Annotated in this window: 27 protein-coding genes and 2 pseudogenes; 8 read left to right on the forward strand and 21 right to left on the reverse strand. The window is 62.8% G+C overall.

Features of this window, described 5'->3' with window-relative positions; all coding sequences use genetic code 11:
* The 4 genes from CCR94_RS19210 to CCR94_RS19225 all read left to right on the forward strand — a co-directional run.
* A partial coding sequence (locus CCR94_RS19210; protein ID WP_104509439.1) for a hydrogenase maturation protease occupies nucleotides 1-347 on the forward strand: 347 nt, incomplete at its 5' end.
* On the forward strand, nucleotides 340-3,054 hold the full coding sequence (locus CCR94_RS19215) for a sensor domain-containing protein (RefSeq protein ID WP_104509440.1): 2,715 nt from the start codon (nucleotides 340-342) through the stop codon (nucleotides 3,052-3,054). The genes CCR94_RS19210 and CCR94_RS19215, both read left to right, overlap by 8 nt.
* Nucleotides 3,055-3,442: 388 nt before the next feature.
* Nucleotides 3,443-3,655 (forward strand): gas vesicle structural protein GvpA, encoded by a 213-nt coding sequence (gene gvpA / locus CCR94_RS19220; RefSeq protein WP_104509441.1) that lies wholly within the window; start codon nucleotides 3,443-3,445, stop codon nucleotides 3,653-3,655.
* Nucleotides 3,656-3,800: 145 nt separating this feature from the next.
* Entirely contained in the window at nucleotides 3,801-4,547 is a 747-nt protein-coding gene (locus CCR94_RS19225) for a hypothetical protein (protein WP_146090105.1), read from the forward strand.
* 78 nt (nucleotides 4,548-4,625) lie between these two features.
* Here CCR94_RS19225 and CCR94_RS19230 read toward each other — a convergent pair whose 3' ends face one another.
* The 5 genes from CCR94_RS19230 to CCR94_RS19250 form a co-directional block, all read right to left on the reverse strand.
* Entirely contained in the window at nucleotides 4,626-5,423 is a 798-nt protein-coding gene (locus tag CCR94_RS19230; protein ID WP_146090106.1) for a hypothetical protein, read from the reverse strand.
* A complete protein-coding gene (locus tag CCR94_RS19235; protein ID WP_206605868.1) occupies nucleotides 5,420-6,982 on the reverse strand; it encodes an HAL/PAL/TAL family ammonia-lyase in 1,563 nt (520 codons plus the stop codon). The genes CCR94_RS19230 and CCR94_RS19235 overlap by 4 nt, the downstream gene beginning before the upstream one ends.
* A 133-nt stretch (nucleotides 6,983-7,115) precedes the next feature.
* The gene (pcl, locus tag CCR94_RS19240) at nucleotides 7,116-8,360 is read right to left on the reverse strand and encodes a 4-coumarate--CoA ligase (RefSeq protein ID WP_104509445.1); all 1,245 of its coding nucleotides are present in this window, start codon (nucleotides 8,358-8,360) and stop codon (nucleotides 7,116-7,118) included.
* A gap of 81 nt (nucleotides 8,361-8,441) precedes the next feature.
* The gene (locus tag CCR94_RS19245) at nucleotides 8,442-8,957 is read right to left on the reverse strand and encodes a hypothetical protein (RefSeq protein ID WP_104509446.1); all 516 of its coding nucleotides are present in this window, start codon (nucleotides 8,955-8,957) and stop codon (nucleotides 8,442-8,444) included.
* Between the two features lie 86 nt (nucleotides 8,958-9,043).
* Nucleotides 9,044-9,532, reverse strand: coding sequence for a hypothetical protein (locus CCR94_RS19250; RefSeq protein ID WP_146090107.1), 489 nt, complete (start codon nucleotides 9,530-9,532; stop codon nucleotides 9,044-9,046).
* Nucleotides 9,533-9,724: 192 nt separating this feature from the next.
* Here CCR94_RS19250 and CCR94_RS19255 point away from each other — a divergent pair, with 192 nt between their 5' ends.
* Nucleotides 9,725-10,006, forward strand: a complete 282-nt coding sequence (locus CCR94_RS19255) for a hypothetical protein (protein WP_104509448.1) — start codon at nucleotides 9,725-9,727, stop codon at nucleotides 10,004-10,006.
* Between the two features lie 37 nt (nucleotides 10,007-10,043).
* Here the strand turns inward: CCR94_RS19255 and pyp are convergent, their stop codons facing one another.
* From pyp to gvpN, 16 genes are all read right to left on the reverse strand, one after another.
* Complete coding sequence (gene pyp / locus CCR94_RS19260) at nucleotides 10,044-10,418, reverse strand: photoactive yellow protein (protein ID WP_104509449.1); 375 nt, start codon at nucleotides 10,416-10,418, stop codon at nucleotides 10,044-10,046.
* Nucleotides 10,419-10,624: 206 nt separating this feature from the next.
* Nucleotides 10,625-11,032 (reverse strand): hypothetical protein, encoded by a 408-nt coding sequence (locus CCR94_RS19265; protein ID WP_104509450.1) that lies wholly within the window; start codon nucleotides 11,030-11,032, stop codon nucleotides 10,625-10,627.
* 443 nt (nucleotides 11,033-11,475) lie between these two features.
* Nucleotides 11,476-13,368 carry a hypothetical protein gene (locus tag CCR94_RS19270; RefSeq protein ID WP_146090108.1) on the reverse strand — a complete coding sequence of 631 codons (1,893 nt, stop codon included), beginning with the start codon at nucleotides 13,366-13,368 and terminating at the stop codon, nucleotides 11,476-11,478.
* A 127-nt stretch (nucleotides 13,369-13,495) separates the two neighbouring features.
* Entirely contained in the window at nucleotides 13,496-13,843 is a 348-nt protein-coding gene (locus CCR94_RS19275; protein ID WP_244594143.1) for a gas vesicle protein K, read from the reverse strand.
* Nucleotides 13,840-14,520, reverse strand: a complete 681-nt coding sequence (locus tag CCR94_RS19280; RefSeq protein WP_104509452.1) for a GvpL/GvpF family gas vesicle protein — start codon at nucleotides 14,518-14,520, stop codon at nucleotides 13,840-13,842. Before CCR94_RS19280 ends, CCR94_RS19275 begins: the two co-directional genes overlap by 4 nt.
* Complete coding sequence (locus CCR94_RS19285) at nucleotides 14,517-14,750, reverse strand: gas vesicle protein (RefSeq protein WP_104509453.1); 234 nt, start codon at nucleotides 14,748-14,750, stop codon at nucleotides 14,517-14,519. Before CCR94_RS19285 ends, CCR94_RS19280 begins: the two co-directional genes overlap by 4 nt.
* A complete protein-coding gene (locus CCR94_RS19290; RefSeq protein ID WP_104509454.1) occupies nucleotides 14,734-15,495 on the reverse strand; it encodes a GvpL/GvpF family gas vesicle protein in 762 nt (253 codons plus the stop codon). The genes CCR94_RS19285 and CCR94_RS19290 overlap by 17 nt, the downstream gene beginning before the upstream one ends.
* Before the next feature lie 22 nt (nucleotides 15,496-15,517).
* Nucleotides 15,518-16,528, reverse strand: a complete 1,011-nt coding sequence (locus tag CCR94_RS19295) for a GvpL/GvpF family gas vesicle protein (protein WP_104509455.1) — start codon at nucleotides 16,526-16,528, stop codon at nucleotides 15,518-15,520.
* A complete protein-coding gene (locus tag CCR94_RS19300; protein WP_158254835.1) occupies nucleotides 16,525-18,723 on the reverse strand; it encodes an AAA family ATPase in 2,199 nt (732 codons plus the stop codon). The genes CCR94_RS19295 and CCR94_RS19300 overlap by 4 nt, the downstream gene beginning before the upstream one ends.
* Nucleotides 18,724-18,730: 7 nt before the next feature.
* Nucleotides 18,731-18,979, reverse strand: coding sequence for a gas vesicle protein GvpG (locus tag CCR94_RS19305; RefSeq protein WP_104509457.1), 249 nt, complete (start codon nucleotides 18,977-18,979; stop codon nucleotides 18,731-18,733).
* A gap of 9 nt (nucleotides 18,980-18,988) precedes the next feature.
* Nucleotides 18,989-19,741, reverse strand: coding sequence for a GvpL/GvpF family gas vesicle protein (locus CCR94_RS19310; protein WP_104509458.1), 753 nt, complete (start codon nucleotides 19,739-19,741; stop codon nucleotides 18,989-18,991).
* A gap of 8 nt (nucleotides 19,742-19,749) precedes the next feature.
* Nucleotides 19,750-20,280: an Hsp20/alpha crystallin family protein gene (locus tag CCR94_RS19315; protein WP_104509459.1), complete on the reverse strand. Its 531-nt coding sequence runs from the start codon at nucleotides 20,278-20,280 to the stop codon at nucleotides 19,750-19,752.
* A 36-nt stretch (nucleotides 20,281-20,316) separates the two neighbouring features.
* Nucleotides 20,317-20,619 carry a gas vesicle protein gene (locus tag CCR94_RS19320; RefSeq protein ID WP_104509460.1) on the reverse strand — a complete coding sequence of 101 codons (303 nt, stop codon included), beginning with the start codon at nucleotides 20,617-20,619 and terminating at the stop codon, nucleotides 20,317-20,319.
* A gap of 3 nt (nucleotides 20,620-20,622) precedes the next feature.
* Nucleotides 20,623-20,892 carry a gas vesicle protein GvpO gene (gene gvpO, locus CCR94_RS19325; protein ID WP_104509461.1) on the reverse strand — a complete coding sequence of 90 codons (270 nt, stop codon included), beginning with the start codon at nucleotides 20,890-20,892 and terminating at the stop codon, nucleotides 20,623-20,625.
* Nucleotides 20,889-21,146, reverse strand: coding sequence for a hypothetical protein (locus CCR94_RS19330; RefSeq protein ID WP_104509462.1), 258 nt, complete (start codon nucleotides 21,144-21,146; stop codon nucleotides 20,889-20,891). Before CCR94_RS19330 ends, gvpO begins: the two co-directional genes overlap by 4 nt.
* 20 nt (nucleotides 21,147-21,166) lie before the next feature.
* A complete protein-coding gene (gene gvpN, locus CCR94_RS19335) occupies nucleotides 21,167-22,147 on the reverse strand; it encodes a gas vesicle protein GvpN (protein ID WP_158254836.1) in 981 nt (326 codons plus the stop codon).
* Between the two features lie 586 nt (nucleotides 22,148-22,733).
* Between gvpN and CCR94_RS19345 the strand changes: the two genes are divergently transcribed.
* From CCR94_RS19345 to CCR94_RS19360, 3 genes and pseudogenes are all read left to right on the forward strand, one after another.
* Nucleotides 22,734-24,083, forward strand: a complete 1,350-nt coding sequence (locus CCR94_RS19345) for a methyl-accepting chemotaxis protein (RefSeq protein WP_158254837.1) — start codon at nucleotides 22,734-22,736, stop codon at nucleotides 24,081-24,083.
* A 367-nt stretch (nucleotides 24,084-24,450) separates the two neighbouring features.
* Nucleotides 24,451-25,289, forward strand: a pseudogene (locus tag CCR94_RS19350) (IS630 family transposase); the annotation flags it as partial.
* Nucleotides 25,290-25,342: 53 nt separating this feature from the next.
* A pseudogene (locus CCR94_RS19360) lies at nucleotides 25,343-25,658 on the forward strand (transposase); the annotation flags it as partial.

Consider the following 25,658-nt stretch of genomic DNA (forward strand, 5'->3'; position numbering starts at 1 on the left):
TGTTCGACGCGGGAACGGCGGGGCCGGCGGCGCTGGCGCTGTTTGAGGATTGCGACGAGGCCATTGTCGTGGACGCGCTCGCGCCTGCGGGAACGCCGGGACGCATCGCGCAACCTTGCGTGGACTCCATCGTGAGTGAAAGCGTTCCCGCGCCGCATGGCATGGGTCTCGGCTATGTGCTCCAGGCTCTCGCCGCCCTGCCCGGTCCGAAGCCGCGCGTCACCATTGTCGGCGCGCAGGCCGAAAGCCACAGGCCGTTCCAGCCCGGCCTGTCGCCGGCCGTCGCGCAAGCCGCGCAAGAGGTTGCGCGCCTTCTCGCGCCCTATTTCGACGACGGTCATGGCTGACCTCGCCCCGCACGACGCCCTGGCGCAACTGCGGATCGAAGTCGAAAACCTTCGCCTCGCCAACGCCGCCATTCAGCAGCAAATGAGCGCGGACGCGGTTCGGACGGACCAGATGCTGCGCGTGATGGAGGAGCAGGCGGAGGAGCTTCACGCCGCCAATCGGCGTCAGAACATCCAGGTGGATTTCACCCGTCGCGTGATGAACACATCCAGCGCGCTGATCATTCTGCTCGACGCGGAAGGCCGCATTCGCGAAGTCAACCGCCGTTTCCTCGAAGGCCTGCAAGTTCGCGAAAGCGATGTCGTCGGCCGCGTCCTCGACGAATGGATGGCGCCGGAAGAACAGCATGTGCTCCGAGGTCGGCTCATTCGGCTGCCATGGACGGTCTATTCGCACCTGTACGAGGTGATGCGCGGCTCAGGCGCCTATGGCTCCGAACATCGCTTGCGCGGCGCCGACGGCTCGTATCGGGATTACTGGGTCGAAGCGAGTCCGCAGGCCGATTCCCAGGGCAAGGAGGAAGGCGCGGTGGTTTGCGCCACCGACATCACGGCGTTGAAACGGCAGCGCGATGCGCTTGTCGAGGGAAAAAGACAGTTGCGCGAGGCGCAGACGTTCGCTCAGCTCTGCAGCTGGGAAATCGACCTGGTTACGCTAAGGCTCGCGCATTGGTCGGATGAGCTGCTGAAGATTTTCGAATTGACGCAGCCGCCGGAGTTTTATGACGACTGTATATCGCTTTTCCATCCCGAGGACCGCCACGAGGTCGATGTTGACTTTCGCGGAGCCGTCGCGGAGCGCAGGCTGTTCAACCATTCTTGCCGCATCAAACTTGCCGACGGCCGGGTCAAATGGGTCGAATTGCGCGGCGCGGTCCAATCAAGCGATGATGGCCAGCCCAAATGCGTCTCCGGCACAATGCAGGACATCACCGCGAAAAGACGGGCCGACGAACAGATCGGCCTTGCCGCCCGCGTGTTTGAAAGCAGCCTGAACGGCGTCGTCATTACCGACGCGCGGGCGCGCATTCTCGCGGTGAACAGCGCCTTCACCCGGATTCTCGGCTATCGAGCCGAGGAGGTCTTGGGCAAGACGACCAACATGTTGAAATCGAGCCGCCACGACGTCCATTTTTACCGCAGCCTTTGGGAGATACTGAAGCGCACCGGCGAGTGGCAGGGCGAAATCTGGGATCGCCGCAAGGACGGAGAGGTGACGCCGCTCTGGCAGAGCATTTCCACCGTGCGCGACGCGCGCGGCGAAATCGTCAATTATATCGGCATTTTCTACGACCTGAGCGACCAGAAGCGCGCCGCGGCCCACATCCATCATCTTGCCTATCATGACGCATTGACCGATCTGCCCAACCGGCAATCCTTCAATGAAAGTTGCGAACAGGCGCTGAAACTGGCGCGTCGCGAACGATCGAATTTTGCGCTGCTTTTTCTGGACCTGGACCGGTTCAAAGCCGTCAATGACACATTGGGCCATCCGACCGGCGACGAATTGCTGCGCGGCGTAGCGCGGCGGCTGAAGCGTACGTTGCGGCAGAGCGACATTATCGCACGGCTGGGCGGCGACGAATTCATCGTGCTGGCGCAGAATATCGACGGCCCTGAAGGCGCCGCGCGGGTCGCCGCTAAAATCCTGAAGGCGCTGGGAAAGTCCTTTTCCATCGACGTCCACGCGCTGGACATGCGCGCCTCCTTGGGCATCAGCTGTTTTCCCGGCGATGGCGACGATTCCGCCACCCTGATCAAGAATGCCGATCTCGCCCTTTACAAGGCCAAGGAGGCGGGCCGCGACCAGTTCTGCTTCTATGAGGCGCGTCTGACCGAAAAAGCGCGCGAGAAAATGTTTCTGGAGACGGAATTGCGCACGGCGATCGCGCAAGGCGCGCTTTCCCTCAATTTTCAGCCGCAATTCGATCTCGCCAACGGACAGATGGTCGGCTCGGAAGTCCTCGCGCGTTGGCGTCATCCCGAACGCGGCATGATTCCGCCCACCGATTTTATCGCCATCGCCGAGGAGAGCGGATTGATCTTGCCGCTGGGCGAATGGGTGTTGCGGGAGGCCTGCCTCCAGGCCGAGCTTTGGCGGCAAGCCGGCCTCGGCCCGCATCGCATAGCGGTGAACGTCTCCGGCCTGCAGATCGAACGCGACGACTTCGTGGCCACTGTCGCGGGCATCCTGGCGGAAACGGGCTTGCCGCCCGACTGGCTGGAGCTGGAGGTGACGGAGACCTACATGATGCGGCAGCCGGAGAAGAGCGTCCGCGTGCTTGAAGGCTTGCGCGGGCTCGGCCTGGCCTTGGCCCTCGACGATTTCGGCACCGGCCAGTCGTCGCTGTCCTATCTCAAGCGCCTGCCGGTGCAGACCCTGAAAATTGACCGCTCCTTCATCACCGATCTGCCTTTTGGCGAGAACGAGGCGGCGATCACGCGCGCGATCGTCGCGCTCGGGCACAGCTTGCATCTGGAGGTTCTGGCGGAAGGCGTCGAGACGCCGGCCCAGGCTGATTTTCTGCGCGGACTCGGCTGCGACCGGGGGCAAGGTTACATGTACAGCCGGCCAGTCGACGCCGCGACGTTTGAGAACATCTTGCGCAAGACCACCGTTTACCCAAGCGCCAAGGACGACACGCCGTCGGCGGCGCTCGCGAATGCGCTCGGGAGCAAAACCGGGAGCAGAAAACTCATCGCTTGACCGATTCATACGGTTTAGCCCCCTGAAACGCCAAATAACCTATTGATAACACTAGATCAGAGCGGCATTCTGGCCGCCGTTTTTCACACTAAAATCGCCGAAGATCCAAATAATAAATACTCCAAGATAGCGAGCTGCCTTCGATACTCAGGTGTCATGCTCTATATAGTTTGACGCTAGGGCATATGGAAAAATAGCAATATTTATCTTATAAAAGATCTACGTTTGTATATGCTGCAGAAGCTGTCTCGGCAGCGCCAAAATTAGGGTATTTTTAATCCGAAATTCGTAACGTTTATTTGCTCGTCGCTCGGAAGTCCTTTCGCAGCAAAATGCAGAGATCGTTATTCCAGGCAAAGGCTTGGTTGGATCAAATCGGGAGAGTTTCATGGCCATTGAAAAAAGCGTCGCTTCCTCGAGCCTCGCTGAAGTCATCGATCGTATCCTCGACAAGGGCGTCGTCATCGACGCTTTCGTGCGCATCGCCCTCGTTGGCATCGAACTCATCTCGATTGAAGCGCGCATCGTCATCGCTTCGGTCGAAACCTGGCTCAAATATGCCGAAGCCGTCGGCCTGACCGTCGAGCCGCAGCGCGCTTGACGTTTCAAGCTTCGTGACGCCGCTCCCAAGCGGCCCCTTCGGGGCGTGACATGGGCTCAGACCTGTTTCACGCCCTGATTGTTTGCAGCGCCGAACGGCAATCTGGTCCGGCCCACCCTAAGCGACTTTGCGTGTGAGTTCCGAAATGACGTCTTCGCCTCAGGATTACAAAGCCTCCGCCCGCTCGGTTCAGAGGAGTTCCCAGGAGCTGCTGAGCCGCCTGCGCGACGAGCGCCTGGCGAAAAAACCACGCAAGACGCCGCTGGCCGATGCGGACGCTTTCGCTTCAGCGACCTTGCCGGCGCCCGCCTCCGCGCCGGAGCCCGATCCGTCGCCCGCTCCCATTTTGGCGTCCGCCGCCGTTCTAGCCCCTCCGGGCGCCTCGGAGGATTTGGCTTTTGCACTGGCCGAGGAAGGCCCGCCTCCGGCTCCAGCCGAACATCAACCAGATCGCGTCAACAGTGAGCCAATCTCGTCGCAGGCGGACCTTGCGCGTGATCCGCCGCCGATCTTGTCTCGGGAAAGAATCTTCCAGGCCATCGCCGATGTTGTCGCGCGCACGCCGTTGGCCGAGGCCCTCCTCACGCTGCTAGAGGAAACCAAGCCGGCGGATGTCGTCTCAGACGAGCCGGTCCCGGTCGCGGCTGAGCCGGCCGTAACGATCGTCGCCGATCCGGCGTCGCCGAAGGCGCCGACCTCCTTGGAGCATCTGACAATGATCGGCCCCGGCCTGCGCTGGCGCCTGTCACAATTGGGAGTAACATCCCTCGACGATCTGGTAGCGGTCGATCATGCGGAACTGAAGGCGCAACTGGGTGAAATCGGTCGCCTGGTCAATCTCACGACCTGGGTGAACGCCGCCCGCCTGATCCTGGCCGAAGGCGAGAGCTGAGGCGCCCTTTCGCTCGCCTGTCCCAACCCGCAAAATTCGCCCCGTCCCCGCGCAAAAAGCGCCGGAACGGGGCGCGTCCTATTCGGCAACCACGATGGACGGCCGGACTTCACCGCCAGGCGGTAGGCCGCGAAGCTTGATCTGGATGGCGCCTTCGGCCAGCAATGCGCGCAAAATCGCGTCGCTCGCCGAAGGATCGACATTGAAGCGCCTTTCGAGCAGGCGGTAAACCGATGCGGGTTTGTTGCGCACCATGATGAATGGCGCGCGGCCATCGCCGTTCGGACCAATCCGCAAAGCCGCCAGCAATTCCGCCCGATCAAGGTTTGCGACCGAAAAAACAGCCGGCGGCAAATCCGCGCCATGCGAGATCGAAGCCGCCGCGTCGACGTTTAGCCCGGCCGCAAGTTTTGGAATGGCGGCGTCACGGCCATCGACCGTCGCAACGCCAGGGCTTGGCTGGGCGTCGACGCGCGGCTCTCGCCAGATGATTTCCGGTTTCGTCTCTGGCGGCGGCAAGAATTCGGCCTCCTCCACGGGGCGATCGCTTGGCGTGAAGCCGCTTGCCGGTTGTGAGGGCGTCTGGGAAAACAAGAGTCCGTCATAATGCCGGACAAGGCGATCAACCTTGTCCATGACAGCGAGGGTTCGGTCGATTTTCGCCTGAAGATCTTGCCGTTCATCGCGGCTCGCGAAATGCTTGCGCGCCATCATCGAGCGGACCATTCGCAGAGCGGCGGCGAGGTGAGGCTTGACCATCGGCAGGCGCATCTGGTCAAGCATGGCGGCGTCGACGGTTTCTTCCAGCCGATCGAGCCAAAGGTCGGAAGACGGGGCGCCGGCAAGCTCCCGCGCGGTAGTCATGGCAGGGATCACCGGAGGAACTCCTCTTCGAAAGGATTGGCCATTCGGGATGCGAGCGTTTCGATTTCTCCGCCTAAAGCCCGATCATGGTGGAGAAAGCGGCTCGACCGGCGGACGAAATCGCGAAGCGACAGCGCGTCCGGCGAAAAGCCCGCTTCGCCCTGTCGGGTCTCGATATCGACGGCTTGCGCGCAAGCCATGGCCTGAATGGCGAGAATGCGGAAAAGCTCGTCAAGCGCATTGCGGCATTTGCGCGCCGCGATGGTCCCCATGCTAACAACGTCCTGATTATTGGCATTGGTCGGGATCGACTGGATCGAGGCCGGACTCGCCTGGGACCGCAATTCCGCGACCAGCGCCGAGGCGGTGACCTGGCAGCCCATGAAGCCGCTGTGCAGCCCCGTCTTGTAGGGCTGGAGGAAGGCCGGCAGTCCATGGTTCATCGCCGGATCGACCAGCCGCGCCAGTTGGCGTTCGGACAGAATGCCCAGTTTGACGACAGCCGGCGACAAAGCGTCGGCGGCGAAGGCGATATGCTGGCCGTAAAAATTGCCGCCATGCAGGGCGAAAGGCTCGTCCGTGTCGAAAAGCGGATTATCGGTCGCCGCATTCATCTCGACCGTGACGATGTCCCGGTGGAAGCGCAGCACATCGAGAACGGCGCCGAGAATTTGCGGCGCGCAGCGGATCGTATAGGGGTCCTGATGCGCGATTTCGCGGCGCTGGATGCCCTCGGCGTCGAAATCGGCGGATTGCAGCCGCAAGGAAGCCGCCCTTTGCCGATCGACGCGCCGCGATCCTTCGATCAAGCGGTTCAGGCGGAGATGCGCTTCGATCTGGCCGCGATGCGGCCGGAAGGCGCCGAACGCGGGCGCCCAGGCCTCGGCCTTGCCGCGCAGGATTTCGGCATGCGCGGTCGTCAGCCGAAACGCCCAGTCGGCGGCGCGCTCGGCGCGGGACTGATTGAGCGTGGCGATCGCCGTCATCGCCGAAGTTCCGTTGACCAGCGCCAGACCGTCGCGGTGGGCGAGCCGATGCGGCTGGAGCCCGATCTCGCGCAGCACCTCGCCGCTGTCGCGCGTTTCGCCGGCGCGCGTCAGGAAGGCGCCCTCGCCCATCAGGGCCAGCGCCATATGGGCGCTGGGCGTCAGGTCGCCGCTGGCTCCGACCGTGCCCTTTTCGGGCACCACCGCCGCGAGCCCGGCATTGAGGCAGGCGACCATCAGGCAGACCAGAGCGTTGGAGGCGCCCGAATGCCCCTGCGCCATCGAGATCAGGCGCGACAGCATCAGCCCCCGCGCCTCGACCCACGACAGCGGCGCGCCAACGCCCGTCGCCAAATGGTAGATCAGATTGGTCTGAAGCTCCTCGACATGGGCGCCGTCGATCCAGGCGTTGGCGAGCGGCCCAAAACCCGTGGTCACGCCATAGACGAGGCGGTTTTCCTTTATGCACCGCGCCATGCGCGCCTGCGCCGCCGCGATCCCCGCGCTGACACGCTCGGACAAGGCGAGGCGGCGGCTCCCGGACGCGATGGCGACGAAATCAGCGACGCTCAGCGGGCCGTCCATGACAAAAATCGCATCGGCTTTGGACGCCATGAGGGATTGAGGGGAATCGCCTCGGTCGTTCTGGCCGTGTTGAATATACATTCGGGTTTACCGGTGAAACCGAGCCTGAAACCTTCAGGCGGGGAGGCGCGAATTACCAGTCGATCTGTTTGCCCATGCCGTCGTGCGGCAAAGCCGATCCGTAGGTGACGGAGACCGGCCTTTCGCTGGCTGAAAGCCGCTCTCGCATCCATTGCTCCAAGTCCTTCGCGACAGCTTCCTCCCCGATCCCTTCCGGACGCAATGCGACGAAGGCTTTCAGGCGTTGGCGGGACGCTTCGCCGTCGCGGCGGATGGCGCAATCGAGAACGGCGGGATGGCGGCGAACGACTTCCGCCACGTGAGCGGGAAACACATTGACGCCGCCGATCTGAACGGCGCCATCCCGCCGTCCTTGCGGCAGAAACCGCGCGCCGTCGGCGAAAACGAGATGGTCTTGCGGTGTGAGGCGGATTTCCGCGCCGCCGATCATGCGCGCCAATTCGCCGGTCACGGGCTCAAGGCGCCAGAACGGCAGGAGGCGGAAATGGCTTTCGCCTTTGTCGCGGACGCCGACCCCCGCCGTCTCGGACGAGCCGTAGATTTCCACCAGCCTGTCCAGGCCCGCCGTTTCAAGGTCGGCCCGCAGGTCGGCCGGAAGCGGAGCCGTGGATGAGACCCCGGTGACGCCAGGAGGAAAGGAGCCGAGCGCGGTGAGAAGGAGCCGCCACAAAAAGGGCGTGGCGATCAGCAGGTCGCCCGGCTGCAACGCCTGTCGCAATGTTCCCGGCGACCAGGCGCGGGCGTCAGCGACGGGGCATTCAAGCAGGCGGGGCAAAGCGACAGAGAACAGGAATCCATAAATGTGATGGCAGGGCGTGAAGGCGAGCACGCGCCTGCATCCGGAGAACCGGCGCGCATGATCGTCGACCTCTTCCAGCAAGGCGGCGATCTCATGGGTGCAGGGTTTCGGCGCGCCGCTGCCGCCCGATGTCTGGAAGGTCAGCCGCTCGCTGCGAATGCCGATCGAGGTCGCGACAATCTCGATCCATTCGCCAAACGTGCGGCGAACGAACAGATAGTCTTCGATGCCGACTTCATGCAGATGAAAATACTGGCTGACCCGGCTGCAAACGCCCAACAGGGCCAGGCTGTCCAGGCCGAGCCCGTCTTCATCAAGCTGCGTCGACTCGTCCCAGCCGTCGGCCATATCAGGCGGAAGCGACTTCCGACGGAGCGTCGCCATGTCGTCGAGGAGGATCGACGCCAGTATGCGACGAAGATCCGTCCTGTCCGGCGACCATAGCCGCACCGCATGCTGAGCGACCAAAGCATCGCCCGCCGGGTTCTCGTCTTGCATCGCTCATGTCCTCGAAGGATGAGACGGCATGGCCGCTCTTTCCCGTTCATTCGAATCCGAAGGGAGCGACGAGGCTCCAGCTCAGTTCACGGCGAGTTGATGCAGCATCTCGCCCACCAGATCGCCATACTGGCGCCGGGCTTCCTCGATGCGCAGCCGCAGGCCGACAGCGCGCAGAGCCACTTCGCTGCCGCTGACCGACATGTCGTCGACGCCGACTAGCGAAGCGTCAATGTCATTGGCCGGTTCGTAGTCTTCGAGGATCGAAACCAGCGCGTCGAAATCCTCGGCGTCAAAGACGCGGAACAGGTCAATGCCGGCCTCGTCATGGGTGAAGCGCTTGATCGCCGCCACCAGCGAACCCGAGACCTGACGATAAAGCGAGATTTCATACCAGAAGGCGTTGCCGGGAACATAGCTGATCGCCGAACACAGCAACGAGCCATTGAAAACGCGCGACCGGCTGCCGGTGCAGCGCAACTGGAACTCTTCCGTCTGGCTGGGCGTGGCGGGATGGGTCAGGCTGAGGGGCGGCGGCTCGTGCTGGCTTTGGAAGGAATCCAGGCCGGTAGTCTCAAGCAGGGTGACGCGTGACATGAGTCCTCACTTCTCGCTTTGATGAGCATCGAGTTGGTCTTTGAACAGGGCGCGACGTCCGTCGCGGCATTTGGCCCGACGGGTCGTCACGACAGCGGCGCCAGAGCCATTTCGCAGAGCGCGCCGAGATCCTGGCGGATCGCCTGAATCCGCCGGGCCAGATTTTCGTGCGCCTCCAGCATCTCGCCGATGGATTTGTTTTCGATAATGTCGAGCGGAACCGGCAGCCCTGGCAGCGGGTCGATTGTTGCGACATGCGCCCGGATTTCCGCAGCCGAGGCGGCCGAGAACACCGAGAGCGGATGGCGCGCGCCCCCCTCGCCCAGACGGTTGATGACGACGACGAACCTTTCCGCCTCCGTCATGAAAAGATCGATTTCATGCGCGGGAATGTCGGACTCCCCGGGTTTCGTCGCCATGCGGATGATCCGCTCGCCGCGAAAGCGAAGCGGCCGACTCTTGTGAATCTTGACCAGATGCCAAACCATGTCTTCGCCCGCCGCCGCAAAAGCTCGCGGCGCTTCCCCCCGGCCCATGGAGGCGTCGAACTGGCTTTCGGTCCCGGCCAACGACATTTCAAGACTCCCCCACCGCAAGCATTGTGATGACAATATATATTTATTGGTTAATCCTTCGTTACATGTGGCGCTTTTTACAGATTGCGTCATAATATTACGTGGGTTAACCGAAAATATAGACTCCCCTTTTCGTCGCGTGACGTTTAGGTATATTTGACTGCTGCCGCGTCATGGAGGACAGATCAGCACATGGCGTTCAAACACGTTGTCGACCCCGGCAAACTAGAAGCCGCCCGCGCGGCTGGACAAGCCGCCGCGCGCTTTCTTTCCCTCGACCCAGCCTTTTGGCTGGAGCAAGCGGGTCTGGCGGGCGTCCAGTTCGTGCTCCTGAAACAAAAGGGCTTCGTAACGAATTGTCTCGAAGCCGATTTCGAGACGGCCGTGTTTCTCGAAGGCTGGATGGACGCCTCCGAAGGCTCGATGGCCGCCGTTGACGCATTGCTGCGGCAGCATCCTTCCACCCCGCGCTGAGCCTTGCTTTCCGCCTTTGCCGAAGCCGCTGGTCGACTCAGACGCGCTTGACAAACAGCCAGCAGGTTTGGCCGTCGGGCGCGGCCTTCATGTGGATGCGCACATGAACCGGCTTCATCTTGTAGTCGAATTCGTAGTCGAACAGGACATTGATCTGTCCAGTTTGATAGAATTTCAAGAACTCACCATGGAATCTTTTGCCTTTCGCGCAAGGCGCGATATCGTCGAAGAAGCGCTTGCCAATGCAAGCGGCGGGGTCGCGTCCGACGATCAGACCTTCGGCCTGATTATACTTGACGATCTTGCCCTGGCGATCGAGCTGAACCGTGCCAAACGGCAGCATTTCCGCGCGATGGGGCTCCTTGGCGAGAATATTGTCGATGTCCTTGGAGCCGAAGGGAATGATTTCCATGGGGATGTCCTCTACGAACTGGCGCGTTTAGCCGAAAAATTGAAATTCAGGCCCGACCGGAAAGAGCAGTCGAACAAGGCCTCGGGCAATTGGAGTCTCTTGGTGAGCAGCCGGAACTACTGTTCACCTGAAGCAGACCGCATGAGCGAAACCATCGGAGACAGTTCAAGCCGGGAACGGAGCCGCGCTCCAGTTTCCCCTCCCCGTCATGGTTCGTTGGCCAGCCAGTTGGCGTCACTGCGGGTTTTCGACATGTCCGTCAGACGCTCGACATAAACATGCTCGGGAGACGTGCGACCGTCCTTCTGCACCCAGCGATAATCAATCGCGCCCATGGAAACGATGCATTGCGGCAGGATGTCGAAGCGGCTCTTGGTCTGGAAGTTTAAGGAATCCAGCTCCATGTCGGAATTGGGCTCGCCGAATTCGGCCAGCATCGTCAATTCTTCCTTGGACCCTTCGGCGCGCAGTTTTTCGGTGCGGGCGATGATCTCGGCCGCCGCTTCGAGCACCCATTCGATATAAGGTCCGCGAACGATGAGACCGAAGTCCGGATAAACAAATTCAAATCGCCCGGCGACAAACCGGAGGTTAGCAATTGTGTCTTCAGACATCGATTTCCCCTTGTCTTGAATAGAGCGTCAGGAGCATTGGAGAGAATTTCTAGGGCTCACCTGCTTCTTGTTCGCCAACATGAGGGGTAAAAATTAAATTGAACTTAATTTGAACGCATTTGTTCTGGCAGATATATTTATATAATACGTAGCGTATCGCGCCATTTAGATGACGTTACGCTGTAATTCATATATTTATCGACAATGATATTTATTACGGCGTAAATTAATTTAGTCGATTAATGATTTTTTAGGATGAAACTACATGCGGAAACGCGCGATTGAGCCACAGCGTCACCAAGGCTGTTTGCTGCCGCCAAATCCTGAATGCAACTTTTCGTTTATGATTCCAGGCTGTTTACTTCCGCCAACAGCTTCGCGCGGACAACAAGACGCCCGTCTCGACAGGATCGAAACGGGCGTCAGTTTTTATGGAGGTCGCGTTACGCCCGCTTCCGAATTTCCGCCATCAGGGCGCTCCCGATCGCCAGAAACTCCGCCGTCTGGTCGCGCAACTCATGCGCCAACCGGTCCTGCCCCCCTTGTTGCGTGTCAGCGGGCGACGGGGACGCGCTTTCGACGGCCCGGGCCATGCGCGAGCCCAGGACATTGAGCCGGCGGATCGCTTCCTCCAGTTCGTCTTCGACATCTTCGGCGGACGATTGGCCAATGTCTGGAGAGCCTCCAACCTGGGGTGTCGGCGCCGACACCACCTGCAACCGGTCGATTTCGGTTCCGAGATGTTTCATCAGCCCGGCCATGCCGACCAAAAACCCCTCCGCTCCGGCCTGTCCCGACGCGGAAAGCCGGGCCTCGTCCCGCTCAACCGCCCAAGCGGCGCGATCCGCCCTGACATCGTCCACGGCGGCGCGCAGGTCGGCGGCCTCGCGCTGCAAGCCGGTCAGAATGAAGCGATAGCCGGTCAACAGGCGGCGCAGACTGACGCGCGCCGGTTCGAGCGCATTGTCGTCCCGGGCGATGTCCATCGCATTCATCGTCGGCATGGCCATGTCGGCGGCTTCCGGCTGAACCGGCGGCTGCATCGTGGCCAGCAGGCGGGCTTCCAATTCATCCAGCCGTTCGATCAGCGCGGGCGCGCCTTGGCCGAGGCCGCCGGAAGCGGAAAGCTTCGCCTCCGCCTGCGCCAGCCGGGCGACGACGCGGTCGAGGGCTTCCGTCGATTGGCCGGTTTGTCGCAGGACGAGGCCCATCGCGGTGCGCAGGTGGATGAAGTCGAGTTTGCGCGGATCGAAATGCGGCAAATCCGTCGAGTCGGGGCCTGACGCCGCTGGCGTTTGGACAGCGACCACGGGCGCGGGTTCAGCGCTCCGGACAATCGGCGGGGCGACTTCCAGAGCTTGCACCCGATCGGAAAGATCGCGCAGAACGAGACGGAAGCCGGTCAGCAGACGTTCAAGGCCGACTTTTTCCGCCTCAAACAAGGCGTTGGCATGAGCGGGCGGCTGGGGCCGCGCGGCAAGACCGGCCTCAAGAGCGCCGAGCCGTTCGCGCATTTCGTCCATCGCGCCCTGCAAGCGCGGCGCATCGAAGGGCTCCAGCCGCGCTTGAAGAAATTCCAGAGAGGCCAGCAAGGACGAGGCTTCGTTTTTCGAGTCCGCCCGCGCGGCTTGTTGCCCCAAGTCGCGCAAGACCAGCCGGAAGCCGGTGAGAATGCGCTCGAAACCCACTTTTTCGGCTTCAAGGCGGATGTTGGGCCGGATGGTTTCGCCAGAGGGCGTCTGCCCCGCCTGAAGCGCGTCGAGCCGGGCGGCGATCGTCTCCAGCGCCTGTTGCAGCGGCGACAAATCGATGCGGTCGAGACCAGCCTGGAGCGCCTCCACCGGCGCCAGCAAGGGATGCGCGGGCAAAGCCGCTGGCGGTCCCTCGGCGTTGCGAGATTGCATCGCCTGCTGGCCAAGATCGCGCAGGACCAGTCGAAATCCGGTCAAGATTCGCTCGAAATTGGCCTTCTCCGCTTCAAAGCGCGGCGCGGCGGCGATGTCCTTGCGCGCGCCCGTAAGGCCGGTCCATTTTTCATCCATTGCGCGAAGGTCGCAGCGCAAGTTTTCCAGGGTCGCGGCCAGCGCGGCGTCGTCGGGACGCGCCAAATTGGCCTGGAATTGCTCAAAACCCGCCATCAGCTGGTCGAGACGCTTGCCGATCTTGTCCAAGGTCCTTGCCGGCTTGCCGGAGTCCATGGCGGCGTCGCCGGCCTCCAATTGCGCCAATTTCGCCACGATCATGTCCAGCTTGCCGTCCATGGCCGCCAGCCGCGCATCCGCCCGCGTCGCCCGCGACGAAATCGGCGTCCCTTTGTCTTCGGCAATCCCGTTCAAGGCCTCGTCTCCTTTTGCGTCCGGCTGTTCCGCCGCCTTCGTCTCGTCCAGAATTCTCGCGGCGGCGCCGCCGTGTTTTGGCTCATGGGGAGCGGGGACCAACCACCAGGGGTAAAACATCGCAGCCTCACACCAGACGGCCCAAAGGTCCGAGATCCAGTTTCAGATCGGAAGGCTTGAGCCCGAATTGCGCCGCAAGCTCCACGATCCTTTCGCCCGCGCGCATGAGAGTCAGGCCCAGGGCTTCCTCTTCTTCCGCCGTCAAAGTGCCGGATTCCATGCGGCGGATGGCTTGCGCCTCCATCACCTGGCGAAGAAATTCAATCAGGCTCAGCACGAGGCGGCTCAAATCGCGCTCGACATTCTTCGGATCGATCTTCAATTCCGAAGCGGCGCCGCCTGAAGCGCCCACGAGTTCGCAGAGCCCTTCGCCGAGGCTAAAACCCGCTGGTTGCGCCAAAGTGGATGTGTTCACGGCCGCGCCTCCGGCGTTTCGTCTCGATCCGCCTTGAGGCCGGAAAAAGAATAGAGCGGCCAGGGGCCGGAAAATCGGGTCGTGAAGCCTGGAAACAGCCGGAATGCCGCCGCCTCGGCCGCGTCGAGGCTATGTCGCCGCGCGTCCCGCCGGACGAGCAGGGAAAACATCAATTCGCCGCCATCGCGATGCAGCGCGAGGCAATCCGTCACCCCGCCCGATTCCGTCAGGGCGGCGCGGAAGGCGTTCGCTTGCGTCAGAGCCTCGGCGATATCGCGTTTGGCCTGCTGGCGGCCAAGCAGATAGGCGCGGCCCGTTGAAGCCGGCTGCATTGCAGCGGCTTGCGGCTTGCAGCGCAAAGACCATTCCTCATGCGTTTCGGCCCGATCGAGCGCCGGCGCGAGACGCGAGTCCCGCTGCAAAAGGTCCTGGCGAACCTCGGCCTCGGACTCGTAGATGCGCCCGAAAGGCGCGGGCAGGAACGCGCCTTCCGCCAAGGCCCCCAGCACCAGCCGGTGATGCCGTTTGACCGCGTCGAGATTCGGACCCTCTTCGTCCCGGGACGAACCCTCTTCGTCCCTGGCCACCCAGGCCGTAAACGTCCCGCAAGCCAGACGTCCGGCCTCGCCCTCGTCGGCGCAACGGCGCGCGACGCCGATCAGTCGCAATCGGCTCATGCGAGGGGTCCCCGCGTTTCCGGGAGAATGGCGCGGGCTGGCGAAAGGCCGGCGATCTTGTCGACGGAACCGAGGACGAGCTTCAGCCCGAGATAGAGCAATTCGACATTGGCGACGGAAATGCGCAGGTCGCCGACAATGACGACGCCGACGTCGAGCACCCGGTCGAGCAGATCGACCAGGGTCTCGGACTCGTCGATGTCGTCGACATAATCAAGCTTCTCCGGCATGGACCCTCTCCGCATCGACGACAAAGCAATAGGGCGCCCAAGGGCCGGAAACGGTAATTTCCATACCTTCCGCCTCAGCCATCAGCGCGACCGCCTCAGCCTCGAAAGCCGCGAAACTCTGGCGGCGCACCAGCGCGGCAAGACGGGCCAGCGGTTTTCGTGAGCCGCCTTCGACGAAGGGCAGGCGGCGGATGTCATCGGCGAACAGGCGGAATTTCGCCTCGATCCCGTCGATGTGCGCGTCCCGAGCCATGCGGCCTTCGGCGAGGCTCTGACGCTGCCCGCCTCGACGGCGCAGGTAGTCGCGTCCGGTCACGACCGGAGGCGGAGGCGGAATCACTGGCGAATCGGCCCGTCTTTCGATGCGGATGGCGAATTCGAACCGGCCGGCGATGCGCGCCAGCATCTGGCGCAGCCGGGTCTCGTCGGCGCGCAGCATCGCCGCGATGGCCGCTTCGTCGGAATGAAAGCTTTCGAGCCGCAAGGGGACGATATCGCCGGTCGCCGCGACGGCGTTGACGATGCGGTTATGGGCGACGGCCAAGGCGGTGGCGCCTTCGGTCGACGCGATCATCTCCTCCAGCGTTTCGCCATTGTCCAGACGATCAGGACATTGTGACGCAATGGCCGCGAGATCGCCCGCGCCGACGATGACGAGCCGCTCCGCGACCTCCACCGGAGCGAGTCCCGCCGCCAGACCCGCGTCTGTCGCTCTGATGATGCCGTGACAGATGAAGACCGCCATTTCCTTGTCCTATGCCATGTCTTTAAGCGACCAGGCTGAGCATGTCGGCGCGCAGCAATTGCATCGTCGGAATCGGCCCGCTGGCGCGTTTTCCGCTCGATTGCACGGCGAGTTCGGCGGCGCGGAGTTGCGCCAGAAGTTCATAGGCGGCTTTGGCCTCGGTGTCCGGCGCCACGCCTTCCGGCGACACGTCCGGGTGGCTGGCGCGCATGCGCGCGTGATAGGCGGCCTTGAGTTCGGGCTCCAGCGCCATGCGGTCGACGTCCAGACGGCGGCAGGCCCGCGCGATGGTTTCGGCCGGCGGCATGTCGAGGCGGATGCTGGCGAAGGCGCAGGCCGGCAGCGGGCCGGCCATGCGGATGCGCAAGGCTTCGCTCGCATGGGCGTCGATGGCCTTGACCGCCGCGTCGAGCAGGGACTCGCGCTCCGGTTCGATCAGCACGGTGGCGTTGACCACGGCGTCCGCGTCGAGGCCGGGCAGGATCATGCAGTCGAGCGAGGCGGCGCGCAGCAGCGCCTCGAATGTGCGGCTCAGTTCGGCCCGATAAGTCTCCATCAGCGCCTGGATCGCCGCGCCGCGCGATACCGAGGCCGAAATCTTTGCCGACAGGGTCTCGGCGAGCGCCGGATTTTGCGCCAGACGCCGCAGCATGGCTTCGGGCGTCCAGCTGACCGTCACCTGAAACTGGCGTTTCGCGCCAAAATCGCGCAGCGCCCCCGCCAGCCGCTTTTCATGGCCGATCAAAAAAGCTTCGGCCATGGCGCCATCGGCGAAATGGGCCTGAAAAGCAGCCGGGAGCACCGGGCCGAAGGGCATCAGCCCTTCCAGGCATTGCTGGAACGCGACCATCTGCTGCGCCAGCGCCTTGCGCGAAAGTCCGATCAGCGGCGCGCGCGGCGCGGGGCCGACGATCGCCGCGAGATCGGCGGCCCGCAGGACGAACAGGCCGCCCGGCTTGAGCCGAGCGATCTCTGACTCCAGCCTTGCGGCGGTGGTTTCGTCGGTCAGGGCGTAAAAGCGGCAAGCGGTCATGGCGCGACGTTCTTTTCCTGGGATTTTTGGGAACGCATGGCGTGCAGACAAGCCAGAGCGACGCTCATGTCGTCGGCCTCGATGGCCCCGGCCGGTTCGTCGCCGCCGCGCTTTATGGCGCGCCGCACCGGCGCCAAAGCCGCCATCTGGCAGACCGCCTCGATCTCGGCGCCGGAAAAGCCGGCGCAGGACTCGGCGAGGCCGGCGATATCGACAGTTTCGGCCAATTTCCGGCGCGCGAGATGGACCTTGAAAATTCTCGCGCGGTTCGCGGCGTCGGGCAGGCGGACCTCGAGAAGCCGGTCCAGCCGCCCCGGCCGCAGCAGCGCGGGATCGACGGCTTCGGGCCGGTTGGTCGCCGCCAGCACAAAGACGCCGCGCCGCTCGTCAATGCCATCCATCTCGGTCAGCAATTGCGTCACGACCCGCTCGACCGCCGCGTCGCCGGCGCCCCGACGCGGCGCCAAAGCGTCGATTTCGTCGAAGAAGATGATGGTGGGGGCGACGAGACGCGCCTTGGCGAACAGGTCGCGCACGGCCTTTTCGCTTTCGCCGATATATGGGTTCAGCAATTGCGGTCCGCGCACCGCGATGAAATTGACGCCGGATTCGTGCGCCAGGGCCTTGGCCAGCAGCGTCTTGCCCGTTCCGGGCGCGCCATGCAGCAAGACGCCGCCTGCCGATTTGAGCCCGGCGCCGCTGAAATAATGCGGATAGCGCAAGGGCCAGACGACGGCTTCGATCAGAATGTCCTTGATGTCGTCGAGACCGCCGATGGCGTCAAAGCCGATATTGGGAATGTCCGAGGCCAGTTCGCGGATGGCCGAGGGACCGACCTCGTTCAACGCCGTCGCGAAATCGGCGTCGGTGACTTTCAGCTCGGTTTCGCCGAAGCGGCCCTCGGGTCCGGCAGCCGCCATCAGACGACGAATCGCCGCCATGCCGGCCTCGCGCGCCAGCGCGCCGAGATCGGCGCCGACATAGCCATGGGTGATTTCGCTGAGCCGCTCCAGATCGACGTCGCCGTCGAGCGGCATGCCCCGCGTGTGAATGTCCAGGATTTCGCGCCTGCCGGGGCGGTCGGGCGCGGCGAAGACGATTTCTCGGTCGAAGCGGCCGGGCCGCCGCAGGGCCGGATCGATGCTCGAAGGCAGATTGGTCGCGGCCATGACGATGACCTGTCCGCGCCCCTTGACCCCGTCCATCAGGGTCAGCAATTGCGCGACAATGCGCCGCTCCACCTGACGGTCGCCGGCGAGGCTCTCGCGCTTTGGCGCGATGGCGTCGATCTCGTCGATGAAAATCACCGAGGGGGCTTTTTCGCCGGCCCGCTGGAAGATCGATCTCAGATGCTCTTCGGATTCGCCGTAATGCTTGCTGATGATCTCGGGGCCGTTGATCTGGAAGAAGGCGGCGTCGCATTCCGTGGCGACGGCCTTGGCCAGCAGCGTCTTGCCCGTTCCGGGCGGGCCGCTGAGCAGCACGCCTTTCGGCGCCTCGATGCCAAGTTGGCTGAAGATTTCCGGGTGGCGCAACGGCCATTCGATCATTTCGCGGACGCGGGCGACTTCGCGTTTGAGTCCTCCGAGATCGTCATAGCGTATGTCCCGCGCCGCCTCGGCGTCGGGCTTGCCGGCGCCGGAGCGCGGGGAGGCGGCGCCGCGTTCGAGCACGATCTGCGTCCGAGGGCCGACCAGGACGACGCCCGCCGGCCTGGTCGCGCCGATTGTCGCCGCAAGGCGCTTGCCGCTGAGCAGCGCAATGCGGAATCCGTCGCCGGTGGCGAGCGGCGCGTTCTCCATGGCCCGCGCGATCTGGCGCAGCAGGATCGGCGACGGCGCCAGGGCGAAATTGTGGAGCGTCAGCGCGATGCGGTCGGCGGGAGCGGCAGAGGCCAGGGAGACGCGGACCTTCGCGCCTGCGGCGGTGGCGGCATTCTCGCGCGTCACGCCGTCGAGAGCAATGAGATTGCGCCCCCGATCCTGCTGTTGCGACGGCATGGCGCGCCCATGGGCGCAACGCGCGCCCTGTATGCGCAGGATGTCGCCCGTGGCAGCGCCCATGGCCCGCATGGCCTCGGGATCGAGCCGGACGATGCCGCGATCCGAATCCGACGGACGTCCCTCGTGAACGTCGAGGATCAGCGCGGGCGATGCGGCGGGATCGGGCGCGACGGAATCGGGTTTGGCGGACATGGGCGTTTCAGGAACCGTCGCGCTTGGCGACAGACTCGCGCAGGCGCAACAGCAGGACGAGTTCATCCGCCTCATATTCTTCTTCGGTGATGGCGCCCGCATTGAGCTTGTCTTCAAGCGCGACGATCTGGCGCTTGATGGCGTCGGGATCGAAAGCCTCCTTGTCGGCGGCATCGGCGAGCTTTTCGCCGATGAACATCAAGCCGGCGAGCGGGCCGGAGACCGGCAGGGTCAGGAGAGTTTTGAGCAGGCCCATTGTGGTTTCCTATGCGGCTTGCGCGTCCAGCCTGATCGACACAAAATGATAGGGCGGCGCCGGCGAGACATATTTCATCGCGACGCGGTCGCCGAATTCCGCCTCGATCTTCTGGACTTCCGCGAACAGCGCGGGCTCCTGCTCGCGCCGGACCAGAAGGGCGGCGCTGTAGATCGCCATGTCCTCGAATGTCTTGTGCCGGATCGCGCGCTCGGCGAAAGGCGCGAGCCTTTGCGAGATGGCGTCTCCCAGCGCGGCGCGTTGTTGGCTGAGCTTCTCCTCGACCGCGCGGCCGAGATCGATCTGCTCGTAATAGGTCTCGGCCTTCGGCCGCCGTTTGAGGCTTTCGCCACGACGGCGCAAATCGGGATGGGCCTCGACGATCTTCTGGAAGATCTCGCGCTCCTGGAAGGTGAGGCGCACGCCGACTTCGATGAGATCGGCCATCGAATCGAGCGTCCCGCGCAATTCCCGCGCCCTGGCGCCGAGAATGGACTCGATCCGGGCCAGACCCGTCGCGATCACGCCGAAGCGAAACGGCAGGACCGGACGATCGCGCACGATCTCTTCGAGAATCTTGGTGTGCGACAGCATATTGCGGCGCGTCGACATAATCTCCGTCTGCTCGGTCGGGCTGACGACGACCGCGATGGGTCCGACCTGATGACAGGCGACCTTTTGCATTGGCTCCGCAACGGGCGGCAGATCGATCTCGCGCGCATCCTCGCTGCGAATGACGGCGTAAATGTAAAGGTTGGACATCAGCCCGCTCAAACCTCGCCCAAGACGAAACGCAGTTCGAGAATGCCGTGGCGCAGAGCCCGCGCCGGTTCGGCGGCGCTCGCCTCTTTCGGCAATTCAACCGAGAGCAGGAACTTCGCCTTGCCCGTGGTCTGGAGAGTCAGAGTCTGTCCGGCGCGGTTCAGCGCGACATCCTCAAGGGCGACGCCCGGCAGTTCAAACGTGCACAGCACATGATCGGCCTCGACAAAGATTTCATGGACCGGCTCGCGCGGCGGCGCTTCGGGCGTGGGCGCTTGCGGACGTTCGGCGCGCGTTGCCGCGTCCTCGCTGGCGAAACCGGAGCCGCCGCCCATGGCGACGCCGCCGACGCTCACATTCCAGTCGACATGGGTGCGCAAGGCGTCGCCCTCGCCGCCGTCGGCCTTGCCGTTGCGCAGGTTGGCCGCCTCATTGAGCGTGGCGTTGACGGCGCCGAACAGATCGCCCAGCCGCAAACCGATCTGGTTCAGCGCCTCAAAGCCTGTCGGTCCCTTGGGATCATGCGTTTTTCTGGTCATCGCGGTGCTCGCGTCCTGGCAAAAGAAATTGGAAAATCAGGCGATTTTCGGCATTTTCAGTTCTTCCATTTCGGCGACCCGCATCCGCAGCGCCTTGTTTTCCGTTTCGAGTGCAAAAGCGCGGGACGACAGCATGGGATCGTTCTCCCACCAGTTGATTCCCATTTCGGCCGCCTTGTCGACGGAGGCGATCAGCAGGCGCAGTTTGATCGTCAGAAGCTCGATGCCGACGAGATGAATCGATATGTCGCCGGCGATCACGATGCCCTTGTCCAACACGCGCTCGAGAATATCGGCGAGGCCGTCCTGACGCTGCGGACTCTGGATTCCGTGTGACATGGGTCAACCTCTCGATTCCGTTTCATTGCGCGCGTCGGCGCGCCGGTAGCGGCGCAGGCGCATGTATCTTTGCAGGTCGCCGGCCAGATCGAGGATCAGTTCGTAACTCGCGATCACGTCATTGTCGGCGATCCGCGCCTTGGATTCGATAATGTCGAGAACGATGGTCCAGACCTTGTCGTCGCGCTCGCAGCGCGACACGCTTTCCGCGTCCTTGCCGGTGATTTCGACGACCGTCTCCTTGGCTTTCCTCGTCGCCTGAAGCGTGTTCATCGCGGGTCTCCGGTTGCTTCATCCGCTTCGAGATCGGCGAAAAGGCTCCGGAGCTTTTTCGAGCGCGCGTCTATGGAGGCAAAGCGCCGTTCGGCCGCCGCGCGTTTGGTCTCCAGCAAGGCCAGATCGCGCAGCGCGCGGTCGCGTTCAAATTCGAGCCGCGTCACCTCGGACGCCAGTTGCGCCCGCGTCCGCGGCGGCGCCCGCGCAATGGTCGAGAGCCGCTCCATGGGGCGAAAGTTGCGCGTGGTCATCGGCGTTATCCTCCCTTTGGTCAGACCGCCGAAGCCGCGGAACTGTCATTTGGCTTCTGGGCCGCGACCGCTGGGGGCTTGCCGAGAAATCTTTCCAGAACCGCCGCGCTTCGGCCGTCCTGCTTGAGCTTGGTGGAATTGGCCTCGAGCACATCGACGCAAAGCTGGACGAAGCGCGGCTCGCGTTGCGAGACCAGCAGCGCCTCCGCCTTGACGATGCGCGCGATCATGATGGCTGCCCGCAACGAGGCGCTGGAGCGCGCGGACCCCTCAAAGCGCAAGGCGCGCACGATGCTCACGATGGTTTCGCAGGCCCCGGCTTCGAGGCCGGATTTCGCCGCGACAATGCCGACTTCGGTGGCGTGGTCATGCCCGGTCAGGTCGAATGTGATCATCCGGTCGAGCAGCGCGTCCTGAGGCGCCATGACGCCAGCGTAATCTTCGGGATTGGAGGTGAAAATGGCGCGGAAATCGGGGTGCGCGCGGATATAGACGTCCTTGCCGGCGCGGGAGGGCAGGATCACCGTCCCTTCCTCCAGAGCCATCAACAAAGGGGTGTTGGCGCGCGGCGGCGAGCGCGTGAATTCGTCGTAGATGAGGGTGTAGCCGGATTCGATCGCCGTGGTCAGCGCATTATCGGCCCACAGGCCCGACGTCTCGGTCTGGACCTTGCGGACATTATGCACGAAATTATCGACCACATGTTTGTGGCGCCGGCCGGTTTCCTGTCCGATCAGATCGTCCGAGGTCAGCCAGCCATCCCCCGTGATCAGGATCGTCGGAACGCCGAAGCTCGCCGCGATCTGCATCGCCAGGGTCGTCTTGCCCGTTCCCGCCGGTCCGCGAAAATGCACCGGCACGCCCGCGCGCAAATAACTTGAGGCCCGCGCCTCGATGGACTTGAGCCGGTCGTTCTCGAACAGGTCCTCGCGGCGGCGCAGCATGATCGCCTGCGCGCGTTGCCCTTTTTCGTCCTTCATTTGATCGACGATGGAGTTCACGCAAGCCTCTTCAATCGAATTGTTCTGGGGACGGGCGCGACCCGCGCCCTTTCGCAAGGGTTTGCTTGTCGTTTGGATATTTGCCGCGAAAGGACGATTCGATTGGAAATCGCCGTTGACCCCAGCCTTTCGGCTCAGGCGCATCGATTTCACAAAGGGCGCCGCCGTCTTGGCCGCATTGTTTATCCGGCGCTCTTTCGTTCCTGGACGACCATGCTGGTGCTCACTTGTGTGAAGCTGTCGGCGCCAGCCAGCCCAAAGGCGCTAATGCTTGGAGAGTCGATCTTGACTGTCCGAACCCTGATTTGGGGGGAGATTTGTCGCGAAAACAGGAGGCGCGATTGCGCCCCGACGGCCTCGATCCCTCTCATTTTCAGCACAGGCTCCGCGCGCCCTTGCCAATCTCTCAAGATTTTCCATCTTACAGACCAAGATGATATTCTGACCATGCGCATAAAATATTTAACGTTTATGATAAGATACTCGCATGAAGACGTTCTAACGCACGTAATCACCAGCCATGGGAATCTCTATGCTTATCCCCCGAAGCAATTTTGACTTTGGAATCGCCTTGGCTGCGATAGGCATGTCCGCGGGCGCGGCGACGTTCTTCGTGCTGCACTCCGATCCGGCTGGCCTCCCACAGGCTTTGGCGCTGTTGCAAGGCGTCTGTCTCATGGCGCTGTTGGCGATTTTCGCGCGCGGGGCGACTCGGGGTCGCAAACGACGACATGAACTCGACGCGCAAGGCGAGAGAGATCTGAAGGCGCGACAATCCCTGGAGACGCATCGCAAGGCGGATTCGGCTGAAGAGGCGCGAGCGGCTTCCCGGCAAGCCTTGATCTCCTATGCGCAATCCCTTGAGGACGACGTCAAGACTGTCGTCGTCGAGGTGGCCGGAAAGGTCGCGGCGCTGTCCGATCTCGCCGAAAATATGGCCAAAACATCCGCCGTGCTCAAATCGGATAGCGTAACCCTGACCAATGCGGCGCAGGGCTCATCCGAAGTCATGGAACAGATCGGTTCGGCGACGGATGTGATGCTTTCGCATGTCGGCACTGTGTCGGAGCGCGTCGCGGCATCGGGGAAGGACGTGAAATCGGCGACGGACATGCTCGGCTCGACGCGAAAAACCGTGTCCGTTCTGGAAACGAACACCGCACGGATTGGCAACGTCGTTTCGCTCATCCGCACCATCGCCGCGCAAACCAACATGCTGGCGCTGAACGCGACGATCGAAGCCGCGCGCGCGGGGGAGGCCGGACGCGGCTTCGCCGTCGTCGCCAATGAAGTCAAATCCCTCGCCGCGCAGACCTCGCGCGCCACGGAGGACATTACAGCGGAGATCGCCGGCATTCAGCATGTCGCGGCGGAGACGGTCGCGGCCATCGCCTTGATCGACGGCGCCGTGCGCTCCATCGCGCAAGGCGCCGGCGACATCGCCACTTCGGTCGGAGAACAATCGCAGGCGACGGAAGCCATATCGCAAAATCTCTCCAACATTTCCGAGGTGACGATGATGCTCAACATCCATATCGATCTCCTCTCGGCCTCGGCCATCAAGACCGGCGATCTGGCGTTCACCGCCAAGACCGAGCTCGCTGAAATGGCCAGAACGATTCAAACGCTGGAAGATAATATCGTCCAGAAAATCCGCGGCACCCGCGAGGCGCACGAGCGCCGCGTCGCGCCGCGCATGAGGATGGACGCCGAAGTCTCCTTCGCCTATGCCGGCCAAAGTCACAAAGCCATGCTTCTCGACCTTTCGGACAGCGGATTGCGCTTGAAATGCGCTCTGGCGATTCCACAGGGCGAAACGATCCAGGTCACGCTGCCCGACGGGCGTGTCCGCGAAGCGTCCGTCCTGCGCGCGAAAGGCGATGAATATGGTCTTTCGTTCAAGGTGCTGGCTCTTTTCGAGGCCATGTCGGCCTGACGCGGTTTTTCGCTGGCGCCGACCGTCACCGAAAGTCTGCACCAATCGATTGGGGCGCGAGACCTTCGCCATCCAGGGAATGCCACGAGCTTGTTTAGCCGCATCGATCGGAGTTGCTGCTGTCGTTGCTGCGCCAGGAGCCAAGGTCGACAAAATCATACGCGCCGCCGATCGAGCTCGCTATGTGGCGAAGGAGCTGGGTAAGAATTGTTTTTGTGCTTTTGACCGCGAGATTGTGCGAGAGTTTCATTAAATCAATTTCTTGAGCAGCGTCGAGGAGCTGGCTTATACCAACCCTCGCTGATCCAGACTCACGCGGGGGGATTCCCGAATCGGAGAAAATTTGATTCGACTTGGCGAACCAGGGATGTTCGTCATGGCGGCAGCAATCAGGCTTCGAGAAGATTGTGATGCGGTGGCTCTACGGGCTATCGTGAGACGCGCGAAAGATGGTCCGCAAGCGCGCCGGCTTCTCGCTCTGGCGGCGATCTACGATGGCGGGGCGCGGAGCGAAGCGGCTAAGATCGGCGGGGTCGGGCTCCAGGTTGTCCGAGACTGGGTGCTGCGGTTCAACGCGCATGGCCCAGATGGCCTGATTGATCGCAAAGCGCCCGGCCAGCCGTCGCTGCTCAAAGACGAACACCGCGCCGCTCTCGCGCGCATGATCGAAGACGGCCCGATGCCTTGCATTCATGGCGTTGTTCGATGGCGAATCGTCGATCTTTGCCAGTGGGTATTCGAGGAGTTTCGCATTGCCGTCGCCGAGCAGACGATGAGCCGAGAAATGCGCAAAATGGGTTATCGCAAGCTCTCAGCCAGGCCGCGCCATCACGCCCAAGCCGAAGGCGCGATCGAGGATTTTAAAAAAGCCTGCCAACCCGCCTGGATGAGATCGCGCACGAAAAGGGCGTCGCCATCGACAAAATAGAAATTTGGTTCGCTGACGAAGCCCGTGTTGGTCAGAAGAACAAGATCACCCGCCGATGGGCCAAACGCGGATCAAGGCCCAGCGCGCCGCATGATCAGCGGACTGTCTCGACCTATATTTTCGGCGCGATATCGCCCAAGGAAGGCAAGGGCGCGGCTCTCATCATGCCCAAGTGCAACACCTTTGCGATGGAGTTGCATCTCGCCGAAATCGCCAAAAGCGTCTCGTCGGGCGTTCACGCCGTGCTGCTGCTTGATCAGGCCGGCTGGCATATGACTGAACCGCGCCGGGTTTGCCGGAGGCTCCAACTCCCAAATAGGATGGAGCCATCATGAGCACTACGACCAACAAATTTTCACCTGAGGTTCGCGCCCGCGCGGTGCGGATGGTTTTAGATCACGAGGGCGATCACGCCTCGCGCTGGGCGGCGGTATCGTCGGTGGCGTCGAAGATCGGCTGCTCGCCGCACACCCTGCGTGAATGGGTGAACAAGGCTGAAGTCGATGCCGGCAAGCGCTCCGGCGTGCCGAGCGATGTCGCCGAGAAGCTGAAGGCGCTGGAGCGCGAGAACCGCGAACTCAAGCAGGCCAACGAGATCCTGCGCAAGGCATCGGCTTATTTTGCGCTGGCGGAGCTCGACCGCCGAT

This window comes from Rhodoblastus sphagnicola, assembly GCF_002937075.1.
GTDB lineage: Bacteria > Pseudomonadota > Alphaproteobacteria > Rhizobiales > Beijerinckiaceae > Rhodoblastus > Rhodoblastus sphagnicola.